General features: G+C 44.3%; 23 protein-coding genes and 1 other RNA gene. 6 read left to right on the top strand and 18 right to left on the bottom strand.

The genetic code is table 11. The features are described 5' to 3' along the window. Position 1: 1 nt before the first annotated feature. The 3 genes from diaA to ACY3ZI_RS17260 are packed head-to-tail and all read right to left on the bottom strand — an operon-like array spanning position 2 to position 2,707. On the bottom strand, positions 2-592 hold the full coding sequence (diaA, locus tag ACY3ZI_RS17270; protein WP_006659121.1) for a DnaA initiator-associating protein DiaA: 591 nt from the start codon (positions 590-592) through the stop codon (positions 2-4). Next, entirely contained in the window at positions 593-979 is a 387-nt protein-coding gene (locus ACY3ZI_RS17265) for a YraN family protein (RefSeq protein WP_154603437.1), read from the bottom strand. Between the two features lie 48 nt (positions 980-1,027). Then, positions 1,028-2,707 (bottom strand): penicillin-binding protein activator, encoded by a 1,680-nt coding sequence (locus tag ACY3ZI_RS17260; RefSeq protein ID WP_211887369.1) that lies wholly within the window; start codon positions 2,705-2,707, stop codon positions 1,028-1,030. Between the two features lie 61 nt (positions 2,708-2,768). On the opposite strand from ACY3ZI_RS17260, the gene rsmI reads away from it, so the two are divergent. The 3 genes from rsmI (at position 2,769) to ACY3ZI_RS17245 (ending at position 5,498) form a co-directional block, all read left to right on the top strand. Beyond that, positions 2,769-3,641 (top strand): 16S rRNA (cytidine(1402)-2'-O)-methyltransferase, encoded by an 873-nt coding sequence (gene rsmI / locus ACY3ZI_RS17255; RefSeq protein WP_187129659.1) that lies wholly within the window; start codon positions 2,769-2,771, stop codon positions 3,639-3,641. Between the two features lie 83 nt (positions 3,642-3,724). Continuing rightward, an RNA gene (gene rnpB, locus ACY3ZI_RS17250) (RNase P RNA component class A) lies at positions 3,725-4,098 on the top strand. Positions 4,099-4,427: 329 nt separating this feature from the next. After that, a complete protein-coding gene (locus ACY3ZI_RS17245) occupies positions 4,428-5,498 on the top strand; it encodes a 4Fe-4S binding protein (RefSeq protein ID WP_487375578.1) in 1,071 nt (356 codons plus the stop codon). Positions 5,499-5,639: 141 nt separating this feature from the next. Here ACY3ZI_RS17245 and dagF read toward each other — a convergent pair whose 3' ends face one another. The 10 genes from dagF to ACY3ZI_RS17195 form a co-directional block, all read right to left on the bottom strand. Beyond that, positions 5,640-6,380, bottom strand: a complete 741-nt coding sequence (dagF, locus tag ACY3ZI_RS17240) for a 2-dehydro-3-deoxy-phosphogluconate aldolase (protein ID WP_132496583.1) — start codon at positions 6,378-6,380, stop codon at positions 5,640-5,642. A 1-nt stretch (position 6,381) separates the two neighbouring features. After that, the gene (locus ACY3ZI_RS17235) at positions 6,382-7,494 is read right to left on the bottom strand and encodes a DgaE family pyridoxal phosphate-dependent ammonia lyase (RefSeq protein ID WP_487375577.1); all 1,113 of its coding nucleotides are present in this window, start codon (positions 7,492-7,494) and stop codon (positions 6,382-6,384) included. Continuing rightward, entirely contained in the window at positions 7,478-8,617 is a 1,140-nt protein-coding gene (locus tag ACY3ZI_RS17230; protein WP_487375576.1) for an amidohydrolase/deacetylase family metallohydrolase, read from the bottom strand. The genes ACY3ZI_RS17235 and ACY3ZI_RS17230 overlap by 17 nt, the downstream gene beginning before the upstream one ends. A gap of 193 nt (positions 8,618-8,810) precedes the next feature. After that, the gene (locus ACY3ZI_RS17225; protein ID WP_211887374.1) at positions 8,811-9,461 is read right to left on the bottom strand and encodes a DUF4310 family protein; all 651 of its coding nucleotides are present in this window, start codon (positions 9,459-9,461) and stop codon (positions 8,811-8,813) included. A 2-nt stretch (positions 9,462-9,463) separates the two neighbouring features. Beyond that, positions 9,464-10,255, bottom strand: coding sequence for a DUF4311 domain-containing protein (locus ACY3ZI_RS17220; protein ID WP_036956155.1), 792 nt, complete (start codon positions 10,253-10,255; stop codon positions 9,464-9,466). Between the two features lie 26 nt (positions 10,256-10,281). Continuing rightward, positions 10,282-10,578 (bottom strand): DUF4312 family protein, encoded by a 297-nt coding sequence (locus tag ACY3ZI_RS17215; protein WP_006659132.1) that lies wholly within the window; start codon positions 10,576-10,578, stop codon positions 10,282-10,284. Continuing rightward, positions 10,578-10,943, bottom strand: a complete 366-nt coding sequence (locus tag ACY3ZI_RS17210) for an SFCGS family glycine-rich protein (protein ID WP_036956157.1) — start codon at positions 10,941-10,943, stop codon at positions 10,578-10,580. The genes ACY3ZI_RS17215 and ACY3ZI_RS17210 overlap by 1 nt, the downstream gene beginning before the upstream one ends. Before the next feature lie 58 nt (positions 10,944-11,001). After that, positions 11,002-11,340: a transcriptional antiterminator gene (locus tag ACY3ZI_RS17205; protein ID WP_036956160.1), complete on the bottom strand. Its 339-nt coding sequence runs from the start codon at positions 11,338-11,340 to the stop codon at positions 11,002-11,004. Between the two features lie 512 nt (positions 11,341-11,852). After that, on the bottom strand, positions 11,853-13,790 hold the full coding sequence (locus ACY3ZI_RS17200; RefSeq protein ID WP_211887376.1) for a BglG family transcription antiterminator: 1,938 nt from the start codon (positions 13,788-13,790) through the stop codon (positions 11,853-11,855). Positions 13,791-13,978: 188 nt separating this feature from the next. Beyond that, positions 13,979-14,686, bottom strand: coding sequence for a pirin family protein (locus ACY3ZI_RS17195; protein WP_211887378.1), 708 nt, complete (start codon positions 14,684-14,686; stop codon positions 13,979-13,981). Positions 14,687-14,808: 122 nt separating this feature from the next. On the opposite strand from ACY3ZI_RS17195, the gene ACY3ZI_RS17190 reads away from it, so the two are divergent. Continuing rightward, the gene (locus ACY3ZI_RS17190) at positions 14,809-15,702 is read left to right on the top strand and encodes a LysR family transcriptional regulator (RefSeq protein ID WP_036956167.1); all 894 of its coding nucleotides are present in this window, start codon (positions 14,809-14,811) and stop codon (positions 15,700-15,702) included. Between the two features lie 368 nt (positions 15,703-16,070). Here ACY3ZI_RS17190 and ACY3ZI_RS17185 read toward each other — a convergent pair whose 3' ends face one another. The 5 genes from ACY3ZI_RS17185 to ACY3ZI_RS17165 form a co-directional block, all read right to left on the bottom strand. Further along, positions 16,071-16,466: a DoxX family protein gene (locus ACY3ZI_RS17185; protein ID WP_132496578.1), complete on the bottom strand. Its 396-nt coding sequence runs from the start codon at positions 16,464-16,466 to the stop codon at positions 16,071-16,073. A 263-nt stretch (positions 16,467-16,729) separates the two neighbouring features. Continuing rightward, complete coding sequence (locus tag ACY3ZI_RS17180) at positions 16,730-17,032, bottom strand: YqjK-like family protein (protein WP_249215471.1); 303 nt, start codon at positions 17,030-17,032, stop codon at positions 16,730-16,732. Further along, positions 17,019-17,423, bottom strand: a complete 405-nt coding sequence (locus ACY3ZI_RS17175) for a phage holin family protein (protein ID WP_036956172.1) — start codon at positions 17,421-17,423, stop codon at positions 17,019-17,021. Before ACY3ZI_RS17175 ends, ACY3ZI_RS17180 begins: the two co-directional genes overlap by 14 nt. Before the next feature lie 9 nt (positions 17,424-17,432). Then, positions 17,433-17,738, bottom strand: coding sequence for an ElaB/YgaM/YqjD family protein (locus ACY3ZI_RS17170; protein WP_211887381.1), 306 nt, complete (start codon positions 17,736-17,738; stop codon positions 17,433-17,435). 183 nt (positions 17,739-17,921) lie between these two features. Continuing rightward, positions 17,922-18,581, bottom strand: coding sequence for a DedA family protein (locus ACY3ZI_RS17165; RefSeq protein WP_154603423.1), 660 nt, complete (start codon positions 18,579-18,581; stop codon positions 17,922-17,924). A gap of 610 nt (positions 18,582-19,191) precedes the next feature. On the opposite strand from ACY3ZI_RS17165, the gene ACY3ZI_RS17160 reads away from it, so the two are divergent. Together ACY3ZI_RS17160 and sstT are read left to right on the top strand one after the other, a co-directional pair. Next, entirely contained in the window at positions 19,192-20,163 is a 972-nt protein-coding gene (locus tag ACY3ZI_RS17160) for a TerC family protein (protein ID WP_211887383.1), read from the top strand. Positions 20,164-20,513: 350 nt separating this feature from the next. Beyond that, the gene (gene sstT / locus ACY3ZI_RS17155) at positions 20,514-21,770 is read left to right on the top strand and encodes a serine/threonine transporter SstT (protein ID WP_036956183.1); all 1,257 of its coding nucleotides are present in this window, start codon (positions 20,514-20,516) and stop codon (positions 21,768-21,770) included. Positions 21,771-21,818: the final 48 nt, after the last annotated feature.

Below are 21,818 nucleotides of genomic sequence, written 5' to 3'. Positions count from 1 at the left end.
CTTAGTCGTTCTGGTGAGGAAAGAGCGTGTTATCGATAAGGTCACACAAACAATTCACTGTGAGTAAGTGTACCTCTTGAATTCTGACACTATGCTGGGATGGAATACGAATTTCAACATCTTGTGGTCCTAAAAGACCTGCTAACTCGCCGCCATCATAGCCAGTGAGTGCGACAATGGTCATATCGCGCGTTACCGCGGCTTCTACGGCTTTAATAATATCGGCACTGTTACCGTGGGTTGAGATAGCCATTAATACATCGCCATGCTGACCTAATGCTCGAACTTGTTTTGCATAGATTTCAGTTGGTTGCTTGCTTCCTGATATCGCGGTGAGCACAGTATTATCCGTATTTAGCGCGAGAGCAGGTAAGCTTGGGCGCTCAGTTTCAAAACGGTGGATCATGCTCGCAGCAAAACGCTGTGCTGTTGCTGCGGATGCGCCATTGCCACAACACAAAATTTTATTACCATTAAGCAGTGACTGCACCATCATCATTGCAGCTCGAGAAATTGCATCGGGCAGGGCTTCCGCTGCGGCAATTTGAGTTTGGATGCTTTCAGTAAAGCAAACTTTTATTCTATCTAGCACTTACTTATATTCCTGTTCACTAAGATTAAATGCGTTTTGAATCCACTGAAATTGCTTGCCGGTGATTGCACAGATATCAAAGCGGCAGGGTGTTGTTTCAAAACTTTCTTGTCGTTGAGCAAGCCAATATTGTGCGGTGGACAATATTTTTCTGCGTTTGTGCCAGTTTACTGATAAAAGTGCGTCTCCGTAATCACTATTCTTGCGAAAACGAACCTCTACGAATACCCAGCCTGATTTATCTCGCATGATCAAATCGATTTCTCCCGCACGGTTTCGAACATTGCGTGCGACAAAAGCGAGCCCTTGCTGCTTTAAATAGGAGAGCGCTTGGTTTTCGTAATATCGACCAGTCAACCATTTTAATGATTTTTTAACGGTTTTCATGACATCCTTGTCTGAAAAATAGGCAGCAATAAAGCGACCTCGTTTAATTTATTGCGCAGACTTTACTTGTCCTTGCTTGAATTGCAACCACGGCAATTCACGGTAAATAACACAGTTATCATGCACACTTAGCGTACCGGATGCCCCGTTAACACGGAATTGGTCACTGTGTTGCTGTAAGTTATCGTAGTTATTTGCCAGCGACCATGCATCAATACCCATCGCATACAGGCGGAACAGCGAATAATCGTTATTCACTTTACCTTGAGCTTGTTTGCGTAAGTTGTTGTTTGCACCAGCAAGTAATGGAACTTCGCTGAATTTCACGCCTTCCATTTCGAAACGATAATCCGCATTTGAGTTCCCTTGGTTACTGCGCGAACTGGCATATAAAGCAGGGCGCTGACGGGAACTGATCGCCATATCGATCATCGGTTTGACGAGGGTTAATTCATCGCGTGTTGCCACGATATAAACCGCATCAACACCGCCACTGGTTGGTGCCATTCCTTGGGTATCGACACTGATAGGGGTACCTGTCATGCGGATCCCTTGACCACGGTTGATTGACTCTTTTAAGGATGCAGTAGAACCAAATGTTTGCATCAATGCTGTGCCACCGCCTTTTGCTTGCCACTCCTCGGCAAATGCTTTGGCGATGCGATCACCAAATGGGGATGCAGGTACTAACACTAACGGCATCTGTTTACCATCTAATCTCATTTGGTTAGCGGCATTTTTCGCTTCATCTTCAGGGGATAAAGAGAAATAACATAAATTTGCACGTGGCTGTAATTGGTTAGCGTCTAATTCATTCAGTGCCAATACATTGATGGGCGCATTCATTTGAGCAATGGCTTGCACCTCTGATTTCAGTAGAGGTCCAACAATTAAGTTATACCCTTCAGAAGTGGCTTGGGCGACTAACTGAGGGATCGCTTTGCCTTGGGTATCAAAGACTTTAACGCTTTGGGTATTGGTTGGCGCTGCATCAATGCGCACGCTAGATGAAGCCACTTCGGAATTGGCATTTTCATTAACCGTCGCAGCCACTTCTTGGTAAATCTGGTCTAGTACATCATTACCGGAGCTTTGTGGCGCAGTTGGTGCTGCGGCAGCTTGAGATGCAGGGCCTGAAGGTAAACCTTTTTGTGCATCAAGGAAGCCTTGCATGATGGCTTGACCAAAGACTTGCCCCTGCCCGCTCATCGGTAAAAATAGCGCAATACGTGGGTTAGCACCGACTTTGGTGATGGTTCCTTGAACTAATGCGCTTGGCAGATTTTTGGCGCCTGGATTATGTGGGTAACGAGTTTTCCAGTCTTCGATGCCAGTACGGAGTGCCTCTGGGTCATCTTTATTATTTTGGTAGATATCCAGAAGGTCGACCCAGCCCAGTAGAATATTTTCGTCAGCTTCGATTCCTTGAATCTGTTCTGGCTTCATCTGTGTTAACATCAGCCACAGAGAATCAATATTCGCCTGATGTTGTACAGGATCGGTTAGCAGAGGTTCTTGGCTGATAAAAGCACGCAGGACATCCATTGACGGTTTGCCTTGAGCGGCATCGATAACGGACTGGTAATGGCTGGCATCAGAAACGCTAGGCTGCTGGGTTGTTGTCGAGGTTGTCGAGGATTCGATTTGGCACCCTGTTAATGCCAATGTGGACAACATCGCAGTGCAGATTAATCTTTTTTTCAAATGCAAAAAAATTGAAGGACGCATACTGTATCCAATGGTGTATTTTTCAATTGCTTAATTTTAAACCGGCTATTCGGATGAAACAATGAATCAACCTAATCAAGCAGTGGTTATGGCATCTACGCTGTACATCGTGCCAACCCCAATTGGTAACATGGGAGATATCACGCAACGCGCGTTAGATGTGCTTAAACATGTTGACCTAATTGCTGCGGAAGACACAAGGCACTCAGGCATTCTCTTACAGAATTTTGCCATCAATGCGCGCATGTTTGCGCTACATGATCATAACGAGCAGCAAAAAGCAGATCAATTAATTAGCAAGCTTCAACAAGGGGATAGTATCGCATTAGTCTCGGATGCAGGTACACCTTTAATTAATGATCCTGGCTATCACTTAGTCAATCGCTGCCGTGAGGCTGGCATTCGCGTTGTCCCACTACCGGGCGCTTGTGCGGCCATCACCGCCTTGTCAGCGGCGGGTTTACCTTCAGACCGTTTCTGTTATGAAGGGTTCTTACCCGCGAAAACCAAGGGACGCAAAGATGTTTTGCAATCCTTAGAGCAAGAGACTCGAACACTGATTTTTTATGAATCCACTCATCGCTTGTTAGACAGTTTAGCAGACATGGTGGAAGTGTGGGGACCTGAGCGTCGTGTGGTTTTAGCCCGTGAATTGACCAAAACCTGGGAGTCGATTGAAGGGCGCCCAGTTGGTGAATTACTCGAATGGGTAAAAGAAGACGAAAATCGTCATCGTGGTGAAATGGTACTTATTGTGGAAGGGTATAAGCCACAAACGGATGAATCGGCGATTACGCCAGATGTTATTCGTACGTTGGGTTTGCTGCAAAAAGAGTTACCACCGAAAAAAGCCGCTGCGATCACCGCAGAAATTTATGGTCTGAAGAAAAATCAGTTATACAAATTGATGCTAGACCAACAAGACAGCGAGTGATTTTTGTCCAAGTGCCGGTTTTGACGTAATTTGCCTGTCATTGAGTCTGTACAAGCTAGTGTAAAGTGCCTATAATTCGCCGCGGAGTTGGTCAGACAACCGCTGCTTTATCGTAGTCCCTTCGGGAGACGGGTAGAGGGGAGGAAAGTCCGGGCTCCATAGGGCAGGGTGCCAGATAACGTCTGGGAGGCGCGAGCCTACGACAAGTGCAACAGAGAGCAAACCGCCGATGGCCTGTTTACAGGATCAGGTAAGGGTGAAAGGGTGCGGTAAGAGCGCACCGCGCGACTGGCAACAGTTCGTGGCATGGTAAACTCCACCCGGAGCAAGACCAAATAGGGGTTCATATGGTGCGGCCCGCATTGAACTCGGGTAGGTTGCTGGAGCCAGTGCGCAAGTGCTGGCCTAGATGAATGGTTGTCCACGACAGAACCCGGCTTACCGACCAACTCCAATTTTTTCGTCATACTTCAAGTTGTGACTGCGTTGGCTTCACTCGTCAACCCTAGTCACATACTTGTGTATGCTCCTAGGGATTTCCTCATTTTGCCGCCTTGGCACACCTCGAATTATTTAGAAAAAATCTCGGCTTGAATTATATAAAGAAAACGACAAACCAAATTATTTAGAAAAAAGCTGAGTTTATTATCTTTCATTTGCACATTTTCCTATCAACACGCTATATCCACCGTCAACATTGCAAGGCAGTGATGCAAATCAATACGAGTGCTGGGGACTTAAATACAATAATGGTATTTAAAATGCATGTTAAAGAGATAGGCGGACATGGCAAAGAAACCCTCAGTACGATACCCACGTCGTCCTGGCACAATTGGCGGAAAACTCCCTTGGAATGATTGGCGCAACGCCTCGACATGGCGGAAAGTCGTGCAAATCACGCTTTTGGCGATCAATATTTATATCGGCATTACCTTCTATTACTGGGTGCGCTATTACGAAACAGGTGGTGCGACGTTCCATCTTCCTCGTCCGGGAGGTATCGAAGGTTGGCTGCCTATTGCGGGGTTAATGAACTTAAAATACACCATCGAAACTGGAGGGTTACCTCCCATCCATGCGGCAGCAATGTTTCTCTTAGTTTCCTTCATTATCATCAGTTTATTACTGAAAAAATCCTTTTGCTCATGGTTATGCCCGATAGGCACAATATCGGAATATATCGGGAAAATAGGGCAGAAACTGTTTCGTTTTCAAATCAAAGTACCTAAATGGCTCGATATCCCCTTAAGAGGATTAAAATACCTACTCTTAGCCTTCTTCCTCTATATCTCGCTCTCCATGCCGGCGCAAATGATCCAATACTTTATGATGTCGCCTTATGGGATCATCATCGATGTGAAAATGCTGGATTTCTTTCGTTATATTAGTAGCGCCTCACTCATCACGGTTTCTGTTCTTGTCGTCGCTAGCCTGTTTATTCGTAATGCATGGTGTCGTTATCTTTGCCCTTATGGTGCATTACTAGGGATATTTTCGCTATTCTCGCCGGTTAAAATTCGCCGAAATGTAGAAAGCTGCATTGATTGCGGAAAATGTGCCAAAAATTGCCCATCACGCATTCCTGTTGACCAATTAATCAACGTCAGAACGGTTGAATGCACGGGATGCATGACGTGCGTTGAATCTTGCCCAGTGGCGTCAACATTGGCTTTCTCATTACAAGCGCCGACTAAAAAACGCCAAATCCCTTTATCAGGAATGGTGATGGCCATTTTGACCCTAGGTATTTTATTCGTCACTATTGCGGTTGCGGCTTACCTAGGCGTTTGGGATAGCCCGGTTCCTGATAACTATTGGTTTCATATCATACCGAATGCCAGAGGAATCGGTCATTGATTCAAAATGAAGAATCAAGAATAAAAAATGCCCCGCGGCACAAAAAGTGAGTGGGGCATTGGGTGCTTTGTCATGGTTATGGTAGTAAGTACTTTAACGTCTCGCTAATATTTATTTTCTTATGTGTAGCTTATTGCTACATCAATTTACCGCTTTTTTAACCATGTTTAGCAATTGGCGGACATCCTCTGGGCGGGTATCTCCAGTGGTTTTATCAATGATAGAACTGTAAATATGTGGGATGATTTTCTTCACTCCAGCGTCGAGGGCGATTTGCAAAATCTCGGCGAAATTCTCTAAATCAATACCGCCCGTTGGCTCTAAAGAAAAATCAAACTTAGCGCAAGCTTCTGCAATAGCTTTATATTCCTCAATGTACTTCAAGCCCTGCATATTAAAGAACTTCACAGAATCTGCGCCCATATCTTTGAGCATCATAATGGCAGTTTCAATCGGCACGATACCATCAGGGGCTTGAGCGCTTAATGGGCCTGTTGAAATTTTCACCATGCCCACTGTACCCGTGGGGGAAATTAGCGCATTCACAAACGTTTCATTCTGACCCAATAGTGCGCGGCTAATCGGTGCGCCCGTAAACACTTGATTCACATGCTGAGGTTGAACTTCTTTTGAAATAAGAGACACCATGGTGGACTGCTTAGGGTCGCCGGCACCTAAACCGACAGACAGCGCATTATCCACTTCTTTGGCATACACCTTCATATCCGCAATGGCACTTTCAAGGTCAGGATAATTCTTGGATAACACCCCAACCACCACAAAACTCTCCGCCGCGGCATAAATATCTTTTGCGTTTTGATGGCTCCCTGCTAGAACGTTCAGGCACACACGATCATGGTAAAAATTTGGTGACAACTTCATGTTAAATTCCTTCTACTAACGTACGAATTTGCTGCGAAATGACGTCAAGTTGCTCGATGCTGACGCTGCGAATATCGGCTTCAACCTTTCCTTCATTGGCTTTGTACTCGCGAAAATAAATCGCGGTATTGCCTTGTTTCAGCTCATCCATGATTTGGTAGGTGGTTTTGCCAATCGCTTTTTCATCAAAACTGATCTCGGCTCTGGCGATATCACGCCCAGCGGCATCCCAAACAATACGGGCTGAAATACCGGCTATCGCATTTAAATCTTTAAGGAATTTATCCATACGGCTAACCATTTCCGCCCCAGTTTCTTTGGTAGCGGTGAGGTACTGCTCGATAGCCAGTGTTAAGCCTAAAATGCCTTCTTTACCAACTTTCATCGCACGGCCAATACCTTGAGATTGGCGTTTTACCCATTCAACATACTGTTTTTTACCGACAACTAAGCCACTGGTTGGTCCTTCAATTGCTTTGGCGCCACTGTAAATCACAATGTCGCCACCCGCTTGGTAATAGGCAGTTAAATCTTCTTCCGCGGCCGCATCCACGATCAAGGGAAGCTGATGGGCATGAGCGACTTTGGCGGCTTCCGCCACGGTTAACATGCTCTTTTGTACGGTATGGTGGGATTTGATATATAAAATGGCAGCGGTTTGCGGGGTGATTTTTGCCGCTAATTGCGCAGCGCTACATTCATTCGCAAAACCTGCTTCAACCACTTTACCGCCACCTAAGGTGACCATGGTGTCCACGGGGGCGCCAAAGTTCACGTTATGTCCTTTTGGCAAAATAATTTCGCGAGGATCGGATTTGCTGGAGGAGTGCAAATTAAGCAGCAAATCCTCATCATCTTGCACAATCACCGCCGCCACCGCTTGAGCAATACCCGCAGAGGCGCAGGAAACCACAACCGCGGCTTCAACATTGAGCAGTTGAGCGATGTACTCCCCAGTTTTGTTCACTAAGTCTTTAATTTCAAAATAATGGTTCAGCCCATATGCTACGCGCTCGACGACTTCAGGTGTTGGGGTTGAAACGCCTAAAAGGGTCATACGACCGGAGGCATTAATAACGTGTTTTAACTGATATTTTTCATAGATTGATTGCATGTTCAGATTCGCCTTGTGCAGGAATAATGTGCTTTCCACCAACGATGGCAGCAACAGGAACAAAACGATGGGTACCGATGCGATGCTCGCCATCGGCATCCGTCAGCTCAGTCGGTTCTTCTTTGAGGTCAAATAACGTGATGTCTGCATCAAAGCCTGGTCTTAAATAACCTTTAGCAGGAAGCGACAGTAAATCCGCGGCTTTCTCAGTGACACAGCGTAAAATTTGTTCGGCGCTAAAGCCCATACACAGGAATTTCGTCATCACGAATGCAAGGCTATAGACGGGACCATTCACGCGGTTACGGTGATAGATATCTGAGCTGATAATGTCTGGATAGGTGCCAATTCGCATGGCTTGCTCTGCGACTTTGAAGCTAAAGCTTTCACCGCCGTGACCCACATCGAGGATCACGCCACGGGCGAGGGCGCGGGCAATAGATGGTTTTAGGTATCCATCATCCCCTAAAATTTTATTCGGTTTGCCATTAAAGCAGTGGGTAATGATGTCTCCACGGGTGAGTAAGTCTGCGACTTCATCAATATTGGGCGGGTTATTCCCAATGTGCACCATTAATGGAAGATGATGTTTTTTCTGCATTTCTTTGGCTTTAACCAAAGGCGCAATACCATTCTCGCCCACCACACTTTTGCTCATGCGCGCTTTCATACCCACCACAAAGCCGGGATGGCGCTCAAGTGCGGCTTGGAAACTCGCATCGTCGATATTGTCCATGTTGGACAGCTCATTCTGAGCAATAATGCCAATGCGCGAAATATTCAACAGAGAGAAGACATTAGTTTTGGATTGAGTGGTTAACCGATAAAATCTGTCAATATCATCAGCACCCACACTGCCTGCATCTATCAGAGAAGTGACACCGCCAGCGGCACCGGCGAGATCCGGTTCATCGAAGTAAATCGGCGACTCGGCAAAACAGTGGGCGTGAGAATCAATCCACCCAGCGCTAACATACAGTTTTCCTTCAAGATCAATGATTTTTTCAGCTTGCTGATTATGGGAAAGCTCAGGACCCGCAGCTTCGATTTTTCCGTCTTTGATTAGGATATCGATAATTGAGCCATCGATACGTTTGGCGTGTTTGATGATTAGTGAATACATAATATCCCTCTGTCATACTCGTCATACTTCAAACCGCAGCGTTGTTGGCTGCTCTTCCGCTACCCTAGTCACATACTTATGTATGCTCCTAGGGATATCGTCGCTTGCCGCCTAGCTGCAGCTTGAATTATTTAGAGTATGCTCAAGTGTTTGTTCTAAATGATACAAACCGTAGTATTTGTTCTAAATGATGCTAGGCAGTGAGTGGGAAGAAATACCCAAATAACATTGCACCTAAAATAGCGCCACCGGCGACTGGTTTTTGCCATACATAGAAAATCAGTGAGCCAATCAGTGCTCCGATACCAATCGGAATAGACGCGGCCATTGCGGCAAGGATAATCAATGGACCTAAGAAACGGCCGGAGGTGTTACCTGCGCCCATCATTACGTCTGCACCAAACGTTGAGTTAGCTTGCGCAATGGTAAACTTACGGGCGAACACGATAATTAAGCCGATAAGCACACCAAGGAATAAACCAGTGATCAGGGAAATCCAGAAGTTGGTGACTAAAATATCCCAGCCAGCGGCTAAAAATAGGGCGGGAACCCCTAAGCCAATACCGGTTTGCAGTGCACCACCGATATCCAAAATCCCCACGAGAGACCCTTCGATAATCCGTGCAAACAGGAAGCTTGCACCAAACGCCGCGACAGCCCCGTAAACCCCCGTATCTAGCCCAGCGCGTAACATGGCGACGAAAGCCACTTCGTTAAATGCGCCGAACCCGTACACGACGTACATATGGGTACCTGCGAAGATCCCCGCTGATAGCAGCCCAACAAAGATAGGGAAAGACCATTCCGCGTACCAAAAGTCTTGTTTATTGATTTCAGTTGTCATGATTATTTCCCGCTCAGCAGTCCGTGGACATATTCAAGCCACAGTGGTTTGTCTAAGTTGAAAGAGGTGATCATCTTCAGGTCAAACTCGCGGAAGAAGCCACTGAGAACGAACAGCAGAATAACGGTGATCATCATGGTACGAGTGATGCGGTTCCAGCCATTGTCATCCACGCCTTTACCAATCAAGATCCCTAACACTAAACCTGGGATAGCGTTACCCATGATTAATTGTGCGCAACCACCAAATAAGGTTGCCCAGAAACCGGAACGACGACCAGCATCCATCGCGGCTAGCCAGAAAATGACGGGCATCACGGTGTTAACCAGTAAGTTAGCTGCCGGAACCAGCACGTTAATAGCGGTGGTTTGCAGCGCGGCTGGGACTGCGGACGCCGTGGTATTTAAGAAGGCGACCACCAATGCTCCGATAATGGCACAGGCAATCGCCATTTTTTTCGGGTTATGCAGGGTATCTGCCACACTGCGGTTTTTAGTTAATAGAGCAGCAGCACCCCAGTTAGGGATGATGCGGTGGTCAACGTCTTGGGTGAAGGCACCCGCAGCGACTGATGATGCCCATGCGTTGAAGAAGAATCCTAAGCCGAATGAGAAGTGTGATGCGGGGTCTCCCTCACAGGCGTTTAACTCACCAAGGGTACGGAATGCTCCCATACCTTGAACGGTTGGCGCGTGGAACATACGTGCCGCCCCTGCGCCTAAACCAAAGCCGCAGAGGCCGCCGATAATGAGGGACATGCCCAATATTTCTAAGAAAGATGCAGTTTCACTCATGGAATTTACTCCAGACCTGATTGCTTTTATTGTTCTGTAAATGGAATTTCGTTGACAGAAAGTAAGGTAACATCCAGCGAAACGTCGAGAACAACTCGGAAATGTTCACGTTTGCGTGGCAAAAAGAGAAAGAGAAACTTTTCTGTCCGCGAATGAGAGTGAGCACTAACAACCTCAACATCCTTGGGTTCTATCCGCAGAATGATGTCGGTGCTGTTCTTAAGTACGGTTTTTTGAATCGAATTTAAGGCGTCAGCAATCGCTTTTTGCTTTGTGTCGCCTTGCCCTGTCACCCGTACGGTCGTTTCGATAGATTTTTTCATTAAGCGTTGCCGTATTTTTTATTAAAAGCTTTAACTAAGCGCTCGCCTAACTCTTCCTTGTCCATAAAACCGAAACCTAAAACATTGCAACCTTCAGCAATGGCGGTTTCTCCCTCTTCAATCGAACGCATCCCATAACGCGCTTTGTAGCCATATTTGGTTTGAGCTGTAATGGCGCCTGCACCACCGCTACCACAGAATGAAATGCCAAGATCAGCTTGTTCTTGGTTCATCACATCCCCCAGTTTCATGTCAGCAGCGACACCAGGAACAACGATGGCTTTTCCGCCGGCAGCTTCAACGCCCGCAGCCACTTTTTGCCCTTTACCTAAACGATCGCCGATAACAATAACTATCTGTTTCATAAAATATTCTCCAAGACCGAATGCTAAAAATTGAGTGCTAAAAATAAGATGCTAAAAATTAATCATTAGAACGGGCAACTTCAAAGTGAACTGAGAGCAAATAAGTTTCTTCTGGCGCAAGCCCCGGCAAGGTATCGACGACGCGCTGCGCTAATGCAATGGAATGGCTCGAAATTTCATCGAACAGACTGATATCCACTTCCGGTAAGGCTTCACCGGTTTTGGCTCGAGCAACCATGGCACGTAGATGAGACTCCAGCATTTGTTGCTGTACATCCGTGGTGTAGCAACCCTCCAGTTTGAGCCAGTCAGTAATCACTGCTAGCAGTTCTTGTGTGACCTGATGGATATCAAGGTCGTCTTCTAACATTTTGAAAACCACAACTGATTCATTCATAACTGTTTAAAATCCAAGGTAATATTTCAAATCAAATCACTTTTTTCTTCATGACTAATACCTTAATCGCTTCTTGAATAATTTTGCAGACAGGGAATTTCCAGTTCAAAGTGGAAATATTTTGGAAGTGTAACTGGAAGATCGGCGGTTAATTTTCGATCTAAGAGGAAGCTAACTGGAAAAACTAACACATTACGAGGGGTATTTGGGCGGGTCAAATAACGAGTGAGTAATTAAAATCATTTAAATTCAAATTATTAAGGTCGATTTCTTATGAGTGGAAATGGCTCTCAGGTTAATAAATAAAAGTGGAAATGAATTTGTGGAAATCTACATAGAGTGGAAATCATCACTTCCACTTACGTTGGTTTACGCATGAAATGGGCAATTTAGATTAAAAATCATTTGGTGGAGTTGTGGTTAGGATCACGTAAATAGTGGCCACCTCCCTTTTTCCACTGAGAAGTGGAAATGATGGGAAGTGGGGGGATGGTAGTGGGAATTATTGATAACTATAAAATTCGCGCGAGACTATCTTTGGCGATAGCTTGGAACTCATTGAAATTTTTGACATTCACAAGGCGGCGGGTGGTTTTCTCTTTGACGAAGGTGACAAACAAATCATAAATCGCCATCGCTTCTTCATAGTCAGTTTTGCTGATTGCCAATAAGAAAATCACATAGGCGTTCTCTTTGGTCTCTTTGTTCCACTCGATGCCTTGCGGAGCAAGGATAGTTGTCACGATAGTTTTATTGGCGAGTAACCCCAAGGAGTGAGGAAGGGCGATCCCTTCGCCCAGCAAAGTCGAGACAATCGATTCCCGCTCTTGCAGTGACGGGTAAAAATCTGTGGTGACATAGCCTTCTAATTGCAGTTTCTGGCAGACGGTTTTGAACAGCGTCTCTTGGCTAATTTTTTCATTGATAACCATAAAGAAACGCTCATCGAAGAAGCGCTCAATAATATAGGGACGGGTCTGATCCACCATCGCTAAGCGACCCACTTGTTCGAGCTGGTAGGGGGTTGGGAAGGGCGCAATTTTAATAACTGGTTTATTTTTCTCAGAGATCCGTACGGTGGTGATCACAAAGTCTTCTGCGACTTCATTCAGCGATTCATACTCTTGCAGTGTTAACCCGCGGCTAAATTTGAGCTGTGGAAATTCACGCATAATTTTGGACTCCACCACACGAAAGGTGGAATTTCCTGCATCCGTGACTACTAGTACTTCCGTTTGGCGTGCGGAGCCTGCCCCATAATTTCGTTCAAGGCTAACCCCAATGTGCACCGCTAAGTAACCTAGTTCATCTTCATTAATGGGATGTGGAAGCAGCTGCTTACTGGCACTGGTTAAGGCGCTTAACGTGACATCATAAGCAAACGGATAATACTGTTTGATGTCTGAAAGCAGCGGGTTTGGGGTGGAAATATGGTATTGAAGGCGAGTCATTAAGGCTGAAAGATGGGTATTCAGATCTTTCTTTAGCTTTTCGTCATTCCGCAAATCATAGTTATACAACTCGTTGATATAATTTAAGATATATTCAGATAACTCATTGTGATGGTTATGCTTTTGTGTTGATGCATGCTGGTTACTGATACGCTGCGCGATGATTTGGTCGTGCAAAAAGCTCAATTCAGCTGGGGATAAATCATTACCCAGGAAGTAAATTAACCCTTTAGAAATTTCATCACAGGCTTGAGTAATGACTTCTTCTAACTCTTCGTTATTGACGCTGGCAGTGAGTTCATGACCGCGGGTAATACGCAAAATGGTGACGGCGCAGTTAAATACAAGATAAAGATGACCTTCATTGCTGATACGAATATCAAAGCGATTCAAGCTGTTATGAACCACTTTATCGATGTAGGTTAAATCGAGATTATCCAGACTTTCTGGGGTGAATGTGGCGAGGTCGGGGGTGATTTGCTCGCTAAACTGTCGCCAGAGTGCTTCGGTCATACAAGCGCGAATAGCCCACTCACTGCCATTTAAGCGGATCCCTTGATGGGGAATGCTCTCCAATTGCACTTGATAGCGGTGAAGATGCTCGCGAACAGCGCCCATATCTTGCTGAATGGTACTGCGGCTGACAAACCACTCTTCGGCAATATCATCGAGCTTGACGGGCAGGGATAACATCAAGAGTTTGAGCAACAGCGCATCAATACGCTCTTTGCTGGTGCGCGGGATCTGGTTATTTTTGTCATTAAGCTTAGTAAATGCAGAAAAAATCTCATCATTCTCGATTTTTAATCGATATCCACGCCCACGCTCATACACAATATGAGCGCTATGATCTTTAATTAATTCATTGATTTCATTGATATCTGAGCGAATGGTGCGGGTGGAAACGGAAAACTGTTTCGCTAATTCATCTTGAGGGACAACCTCATTGAGGATCCGAGAGAAAATTTGATTGTGTCGCTGCAAAATGAATAAAGCCACAAGAACCCCTTTAAAATCAAAAAATAAAGTTCGGAGTTAAAAACTGATGGTTTTTTAACTGTCTTATGGCTGGACTCTATCACAGTGATATCAGGATAGCGGAAATATAAATGATGAAATTTGCGAATTTATTCGCAAATTTTGCGCAATTTATGGAGTAAATTCACATTTCCGCCTCCTGAATAGGATTACAACGATTCCCCTAAATCAATTAATAAACCTCTAAATGCTCGGTCGCTGGTGAGCGTTAGGGAATTTTCATCTTGGATAAATAAGCCGTCGTTACAACTCATTGATAAAGATTGCGATTCTTTCCCGCTAACCAGTAAACCACCATGAATAGATTGTAGATAGGCATTTTTACCTCGTAATGCGAGGGTTTTCGATTCATTAGGCTCAAGATAAATCTGGCTTATCCAAATTTTTTGGCGAAGTTGTAGGCTATTATCGTCCCCATCGGGTGAGGCGATAAGCTTGTTATCTTTCTCCGCTAATGCCAACTTTTGGGGTGGCATAGATTCCTGTTGTGGGCACGCATTTAGCCACAGCTGAAGCCGTGTTAATGATGTTGTCTCACTGATATTGTGTTCACTGTAACTCAGGTCAGGGCGAGGCGAAAAGCTGACGCATTCCCCTGCTTTTGCACTGACGGTATTACCTAAATTATCGCGGTATTCAGCTTGACCTTGCAGGATGATGTTCACAATATCAACATGAGGATAAACTCTTGGTTGAAAAGCATTATTTGGCGCAAGCACTTCTTGATTGAGCACTTTTAGGGTTTTAAAACCCATTAGGTCTGGATCAAAATAGTGACCAAACGAAAAAGTATAGCGTGCTTGTAACCAACCGTAGTCTGCTTTCCCACAATGGTTAACTGATCTTAATTTCATCATAATGGTTAACCCTCACTCAAAATATATAGCTAGTAATATATTGTTATAATAAATATCTGGACGTTGAATTGTTAGCCAGTTAATCTGTTTCCATCATTCAAATTTCCTGAAAGAGATACATCATGAGCAAAGAGAGAGCATTAACACTTGAGTCGTTAAGGGTGATGGATGCAATCGATAGGCGTGGCAGCTTTGCGGCAGCGGCGGAAGAGCTAGGTCGCGTTCCTTCGGCATTGAGCTATACCATGCAGAAGTTAGAAGAAGAACTTGATGTTATTTTGTTTGACCGTTCAGGACATCGAACCAAGTTTACCAATGTAGGGCGCATGCTGTTAGAGCGTGGGCGCGTGTTGCTTGAAGCCGCAGATAAACTCACATCGGATGCGGAGGCGCTAGCTAAAGGTTGGGAAACTCATCTGACTATTGTGTGTGAAGCGCTGGTTCCGGCTGAATCTTTATTCCCGCTGGTGGACAAACTGGCTGAGAAATCCGACACCCAACTCTCTTTAATTACTGAGGTGCTAGCAGGGGCATGGGAGCGACTTGAATCAGGACGTGCGGATATTGTTATCGCACCAGATATGCATTTCCGTTCATCCTCTGAAATTAACTCCAAAGTGCTGTATACCTTGAACCATATTTATGTGGCAAGCCCGAACCATCCTATTCACCAAGAACCAGAACCGCTTTCTGAAACCACGCGAGTGAAATACCGAGGTATTGCGGTAGCAGATACCGCCCGCGAACGTCCAGTGATCACCGTGCAACTGCTGGATAAACAACAAAGATTGACGGTATCGAGCATCGAAGATAAGCGCAAGGCGCTGATTGCAGGGCTCGGGGTGGCAACAATGCCATACCCGCTGGTGGAGCAAGATATTAAAGAAGGACGCCTGCAAGTGGTGGGAGCGGAGTTTAGCCATGAGTCGAATATGATTATGGCGTGGCGACGGGACAGCATGGGGGAGGCGAAGTCGTGGTGCTTACGAGAAATCCCTAAGCTGTTTAGATCTTGATCTCGTCATACTTCAAGTTGTAGCTGTGTTGGCTTCATAAAGTCACCCTAGTCACATACTTGTGTATGCTCCTAGGGATAACTTCACTTGCCGCCTTGCTACAACTCGAATTATTTAGAGATCACTCGTGAGGCGACTCGGAAAAGCAAAAAAGAAAATAAAAAGAAAGTAAGAATAAAAAAAGCCAAGACGGAAGCAGATATAAAGCAAAAAAAGAAAATAAAAGTAAAAAAGCAAAGATAAGAGCAAAAAAAAAGCACCTCGGATGGGAGGTGCAAAGGCATTTAACTTATAGATAAGGATGTTGATATGAGGGTATTGCTGACTCCCTGCCTATAGGTAGCTATAGGCGAGGAGGTTGGAGCTCATTACCATTTTTTATTTAATAAATGGTCGATACTGAATTTGCCTGGACCCGTCACTGCTAACAGGATGTAGCCGCCTGCAATGGTCATGTTTTTCATAAACATCAAGCTGTTTGGCTCAACGCTGAAATTCGTGTGGAACAGCATCGCAGTTAAGAATGTGAACACAGCAGTGAAAATTGCGGTTGTACGTGTTAACAGACCGAATAACACCGCCAGGCCACCACCTAACTCAAGTAAAATTGTCAGTGGCAGTAAAAAGCCTGGGACGCCCATTGCTTGCATATATTGCTGAGTGCCTTCATATGCCCCGCCTAATTTGCCGTAACCTGCAACGATGAACAGAATTGGCATCATAATACGTGCTAATAAAATAGCTCCACTTTCTAAATTTTTCATTGAGTCTCTCCAGATAATACGGTCATTAAATATAAATAAAGTGCGATATATATCGCGTTATAAGCTAAGTTTCAGCACGAAAAGGCTAGAAATCTTGGATGTGCGTATCTTATTACTTAGCTCATTCAATAAAAAGCTAAGCTTATTAACAAAGATAGACAAAAAAATTGAATGTGTATAATTGAGTGCGAAAAAAAGTGCCAAAGGGCACTTTTAGCTATCATATTGACAAATAATGATTATTTTTATCTTAAGGGGATGGGTTATTTCTGACTTGAACTGTCTAAACTGCTTCTTAGGGTACGAATAAGCCCCCAAGTCGCGATGGCTTTCTTGCTCAGTGAAATAAATCGATTGGGGTGCTTTAAGGTAAAAATGGAAATAAGACCCGTCGCAGCGATAACAATTGGGCGAAAGGTCATTAGGGTTTGCCAAGCGCGGTCATAAGGCGCTGTGGCTTGTAGCCACTCTTTCTTACTGGCCGATAACTGGATGCGTTGTAGCTCAATATCAGAGACTAAGCGTGACTTTCTTTCTGCAAGTAACTGACGTTTACTTTTGCTCATCATCGGTCCCTGCCAGTGCTTTAGCGTCATTGCGAAGTTGTTCACGGGTTGCGCTGAGCAGCGTGGACTGTTTCGCTTTTTTTAACGTCCAAATAGCAAAGATAATGGCGAGTAAAATCAGTGTTCCGGTTGTGATAGCGAAAGCCTGATAACGATAGACGGGATCCACAGACCAAAAAATTAGCCCAATAAGGCACATCAGACCAAATGCAGAAAATAGAAGAGTCAGCCCTGCGAGTAATAATAACTGAACAAGGTTGAGTTTCTCTTCTTCTAATTCTACTGCAATAAGTTGAATGCGGGTTTCAACCATATTAACGGCGATACCCGCAATTCTTTGCAGAGAATCTAGAACCCGCTTAGCGGGTCCTTGACGTGGCGACTGTTCCATAAGCTGTGATTAGCGCTTGGTGAGCAGCATGCCTAAGACCACACCGACCGCTGCACCGATACCCACGCTTTTCCAAGGATTTTCACGCACATAGCAATCTGCTTGGCCTGCAATTTCTTTGGTTTGCTCGGTGATTTTATCACTGGCTTGACTGAGTTTAGCTTTTGAAGAGGAGAGGGCTTCACGGGCTTTCGCCTTTAAGTTTTCGATCTCTTCTTTTGATTTGTCTTGAGTACTATTCAGAATGGATTCGAGAGAGTCTGCGAGTGATTTAAGTTCAGCACGTAGATCTTCAGAAGAATGATTGGATGACATAGTAGAACCTCCTATCAATAGAAAAATAACGCAATGCCTTAATAAAGTATGACCTTAATAACATTACAATAGCTTTTTTTAGCTTAAGTGCAATCACTAATTGGTATAGATTTCGAATTGAGATAGAGGAAAGCGGGAATTGCTAAAAATTCCCGCTGTTCGATTTGATTCAGTGACGGCTATTTATTTGCGGGCGAATTTTTTCTTGATGACAACACCAATGCTGCCGATCAGACCCAAAATTAATAACCCAACTGGAATAAGCATCAAGACATTCATAATTTGATGTTCATATTGTTGGAAAATAGGGCTTTTACCGAATCCGTAGCCGATAGCGGTCAAAATTAGCACCCAAAGGAGCCCACTTAACCAGTTAAACAGTTGGAAACGCCCATTTTGCAAGCCTGCAAGCCCTGCAATAGTCGGTAGCAATGTTCTGACAAAGGCAAGGAATCGACCAATCAGTAATGCGGCTAAGCCGTGACGATGGAATAGCCCATAGGCACGCTGGTGATAGTGTTCGGGGAGGTGTGATAACCAGCCTTTGACAATTTTTGTATTACCTAGCCAGCGACCTTGGATATAACCCACCCAGCAACCAATACTGGCGCCAGCAGTTAAAATCACTAAAGTTAATGGGTAGCTAAGAGCACCTTTTGCGATGAGTACGCCAACAAGGATCAGTAAACTATCACCGGGTAAGAATGCAGCTGGGAGCACGCCGTTCTCCAATAATAGGATCATAAACAGCATGAAATAAATCGACCATATCAACGATGGGTTAGATAAGGTTTCGTAATCTTGGTGCCAAAGGGCGAAAAAAAGTTCTCTAACTAATTCCATTAATGTTTCCTAAACGGCAATCACAGCAACAAACATGTTGTTGGGCAGAAATGGATTAAGTAAATGCCGGAAGAAAACGGCTGTTTCTTCGGGCTGTTAGTGTAAAACCCGATCACTTTAACAAAACAGAAAATAACTAAACAGTAAATTTTAAGCTTATTTTGAGAATTCATTTAAATTGCGGCTGATTTTTACATTTTAGGTTCTTAACTACTGGCTTTCTAAAATGGTAAAAAACGTGAATGGCGCTGGATAAGAGGATTTAATCTGACTATTTATCAGTATATTTGTGTTTAGATAACGAAAAATAGCATGAACATATTGGTAGCTAATCATTGCTTTTTAAGACTAATTACCTTATTGTGTGCGCATAGCAAAGGGGAGTAACTTCTTCTGTCGGATTATCGTCATTACGGTGCACACAATTGCATCCGGTAACCGAGCACCACAATTTCCTTATCTTAGGTTATCTGTGTTGTAAGTGAGACCTTGCCAGAAGGCGAGGTTTGCTCATCGTTTACAACCGTATAGTGATAACTTAGGGTGAAAACAGTTTAAGCGGCTGATGTCTTCTGGATATCAGCCGTTTTTTGTTTTTTAAGGAATCAAAATGAACTCTGTTGGAAATCCTGTTTTATGGGGCAGCTTTGCTGTCATGATCCTTGTAATGTTACTCATCGATATGTTTTGGCAAGGAAAACATAAAGGTCAGGCGATGTCGATGAAGCAAGCGGCGGGCTGGAGTATCTTGTGGGTGACTCTATCTCTGATTTTTGCGGGCGGCCTGTGGTGGTACTTCAATGATACCGTTGGACCTGAAGTGGCGAACACGCAAACTATGGCGTTCTTAACCGGTTACCTGTTAGAAAAAGCCCTTGCCGTGGATAACGTGTTTGTTTGGTTAATGCTATTTGGTTACTTTGCTATTCCGGCAAATTTACAGCGTCGCGTACTTGTTTACGGGGTGCTTGGAGCTATAGTCCTGCGTACGATTATGATTTTCGCAGGTAGCTGGTTAGTTACACAATTTAGCTGGATCCTCTATGTTTTCGGTGCGTTTTTACTGTTTACGGGGATCAAAATGGCGTTCGCTAAAGAGGACGATTCACCGATAAATGAAAAGCCATTGGTCAAATGGGTTCGTTCACACTTACGGATGACGGATGAGTTACACGGTGAAAAATTCTTTATTAAAAAGAATGGATTGCTGTTTGCTACCCCATTAATTTTGGTTCTGATCTTAGTGGAAATCAGTGATGTTATCTTTGCGGTAGACAGTATTCCCGCTATCTTTGCTGTGACCACCGACCCGTTTATTGTATTAACGTCTAACCTGTTTGCGATTTTAGGCTTACGTGCAATGTACTTCTTATTAGCGGGTGTTGCTGAGAAATTCTCAATGCTTAAGTACGGTTTAGCTATTATTTTAAGCTTTATCGGCGTGAAGATGTTGCTGATGGATATTTTCCATATTCCTACCGCGGTTTCGTTAGGTACCGTTGCTGCAATTTTAGTCCTAACACTGGTGGTTAACACCATTGTGAATAAACGCAACGAAGCGAAGAAATTGATTAAATCATAATGTTGTTGAGATGGAAAAATTCATGTCGATGACGCGTGATTATCTGGTCGTGATTTAACCAATAGTTAAATCTTACTAGAACAAATCGATACTATTTTAAAAAACACCTTGGATTCATCTGAGGTGTTTTTTTATTTTAACTATCTGAAAATACTCACTCATTTTCGATGCCCTCTGTTTCCTATAAGAAACAAAATTCTATTGCGATCACAGATATGTAAAATTAATGTTAACTGCAATCAATCATTGTGTATATTTTGAATAATAGCCTTTTCAGGAGATTAATATTCCTTATACTGGCTCGGCAAACACATTTAATTCCTAAAAAAGATAAATTATAAAGGTCTATTATGGATACAAATAAAGCAGGGTTATGGCGAGTAATTAGTCAAGGTAGTTTGGTCAAACAAATCCTAGCAGGCTTGATTGCAGGTATCTTATTGGCATGGTTATGGCCATCGGCAGCAAAAAACGTTGGCTTACTGGGTGACCTGTTCGTCAGTGCGTTAAAAGCGGTTGCTCCAATTCTTGTTTGGGTGTTGGTTATGGCGTCCATAGCTAACCATCGCCAAGGGCAAAAAACCAGCATTCGTCCAATTTTAGTGCTGTATATTTTAGGGACATTTTTCGCGGCTGTTGTTGCGGTGATTGGCTCATTTATGTTCCCATCAAGCTTGATTTTAGCCGTAGGTGATACGCAACTGACGCCTCCGGGTAACATTGCTGAAGTGCTCAAAGGTTTGTTGATTAATATTTTCGCTAACCCAGTCGATGCTCTGATTAAAGGGAACTATATTGGTATTTTAGCGTGGGCGATTGGCTTAGGTATTGCATTGCGTCATGCTAATGAATCCACCAAAACGATGATCCACGACTTTTCTTTAAGCGTGACTCAGCTGGTTCGTGTGGTTATTCGCTTAGCGCCATTAGGTATTTTCGGGTTAGTTTCTTCAACAATTGCGACAACCGGTTTTGAAACTTTAAAAGGTTACTTCCACGTATTGGCGGTATTGCTGGGCTGTATGATTATCGTGGCATTAGTGGTTAACCCGCTGATTGTTTACTGGAAAATCAAACGTAACCCATACCCATTAGTCTTCGCTTGCTTACGTGAAAGTGGTGTAACCGCCTTCTTTACCCGTAGCTCAGCTGCTAACATTCCTGTGAACATGGGGATGTGTCGCCGTATGAACCTGCATGAAGATACGTATTCCGTTTCTATCCCGCTAGGTGCAACCATTAACATGGGTGGCGCAGCGGTCACTATCACCGTGTTAACATTGGCTGCGGTTCATACTCTGGGCATTCCTGTTGATATCCCGACGGCGCTGTTATTAAGCGTGGTTGCAGCGGTTTGTGCGTGTGGTGCATCCGGGGTTGCTGGTGGTTCGTTATTATTGATCCCACTGGCGTGTAATATGTTCGGTATTTCGAATGAAGTGGCAATGCAAGTGGTTGCAGTGGGCGTGATGATTGGCGTGCTGCAAGATTCCGCTGAAACTGCACTGAACTCTTCAACGGACGTGCTTTTCACTGCGGCGGTATGTTTATCGGAAGACGATAAACTGGCGCAAGCGGATTCTGAGTTATCTCAAACTCAAGACTAAGCTTTCACGTTGTTCAAAAAAGAAAACCCGCTGAAATAGCGGGTTTTT

It is taken from the genome of Providencia sp. LY12, assembly GCF_057621555.1.
The sequence above is the reverse complement of the archived record's forward strand: the minus strand, read 5'-3'. Positions and strand labels throughout refer to the sequence as shown.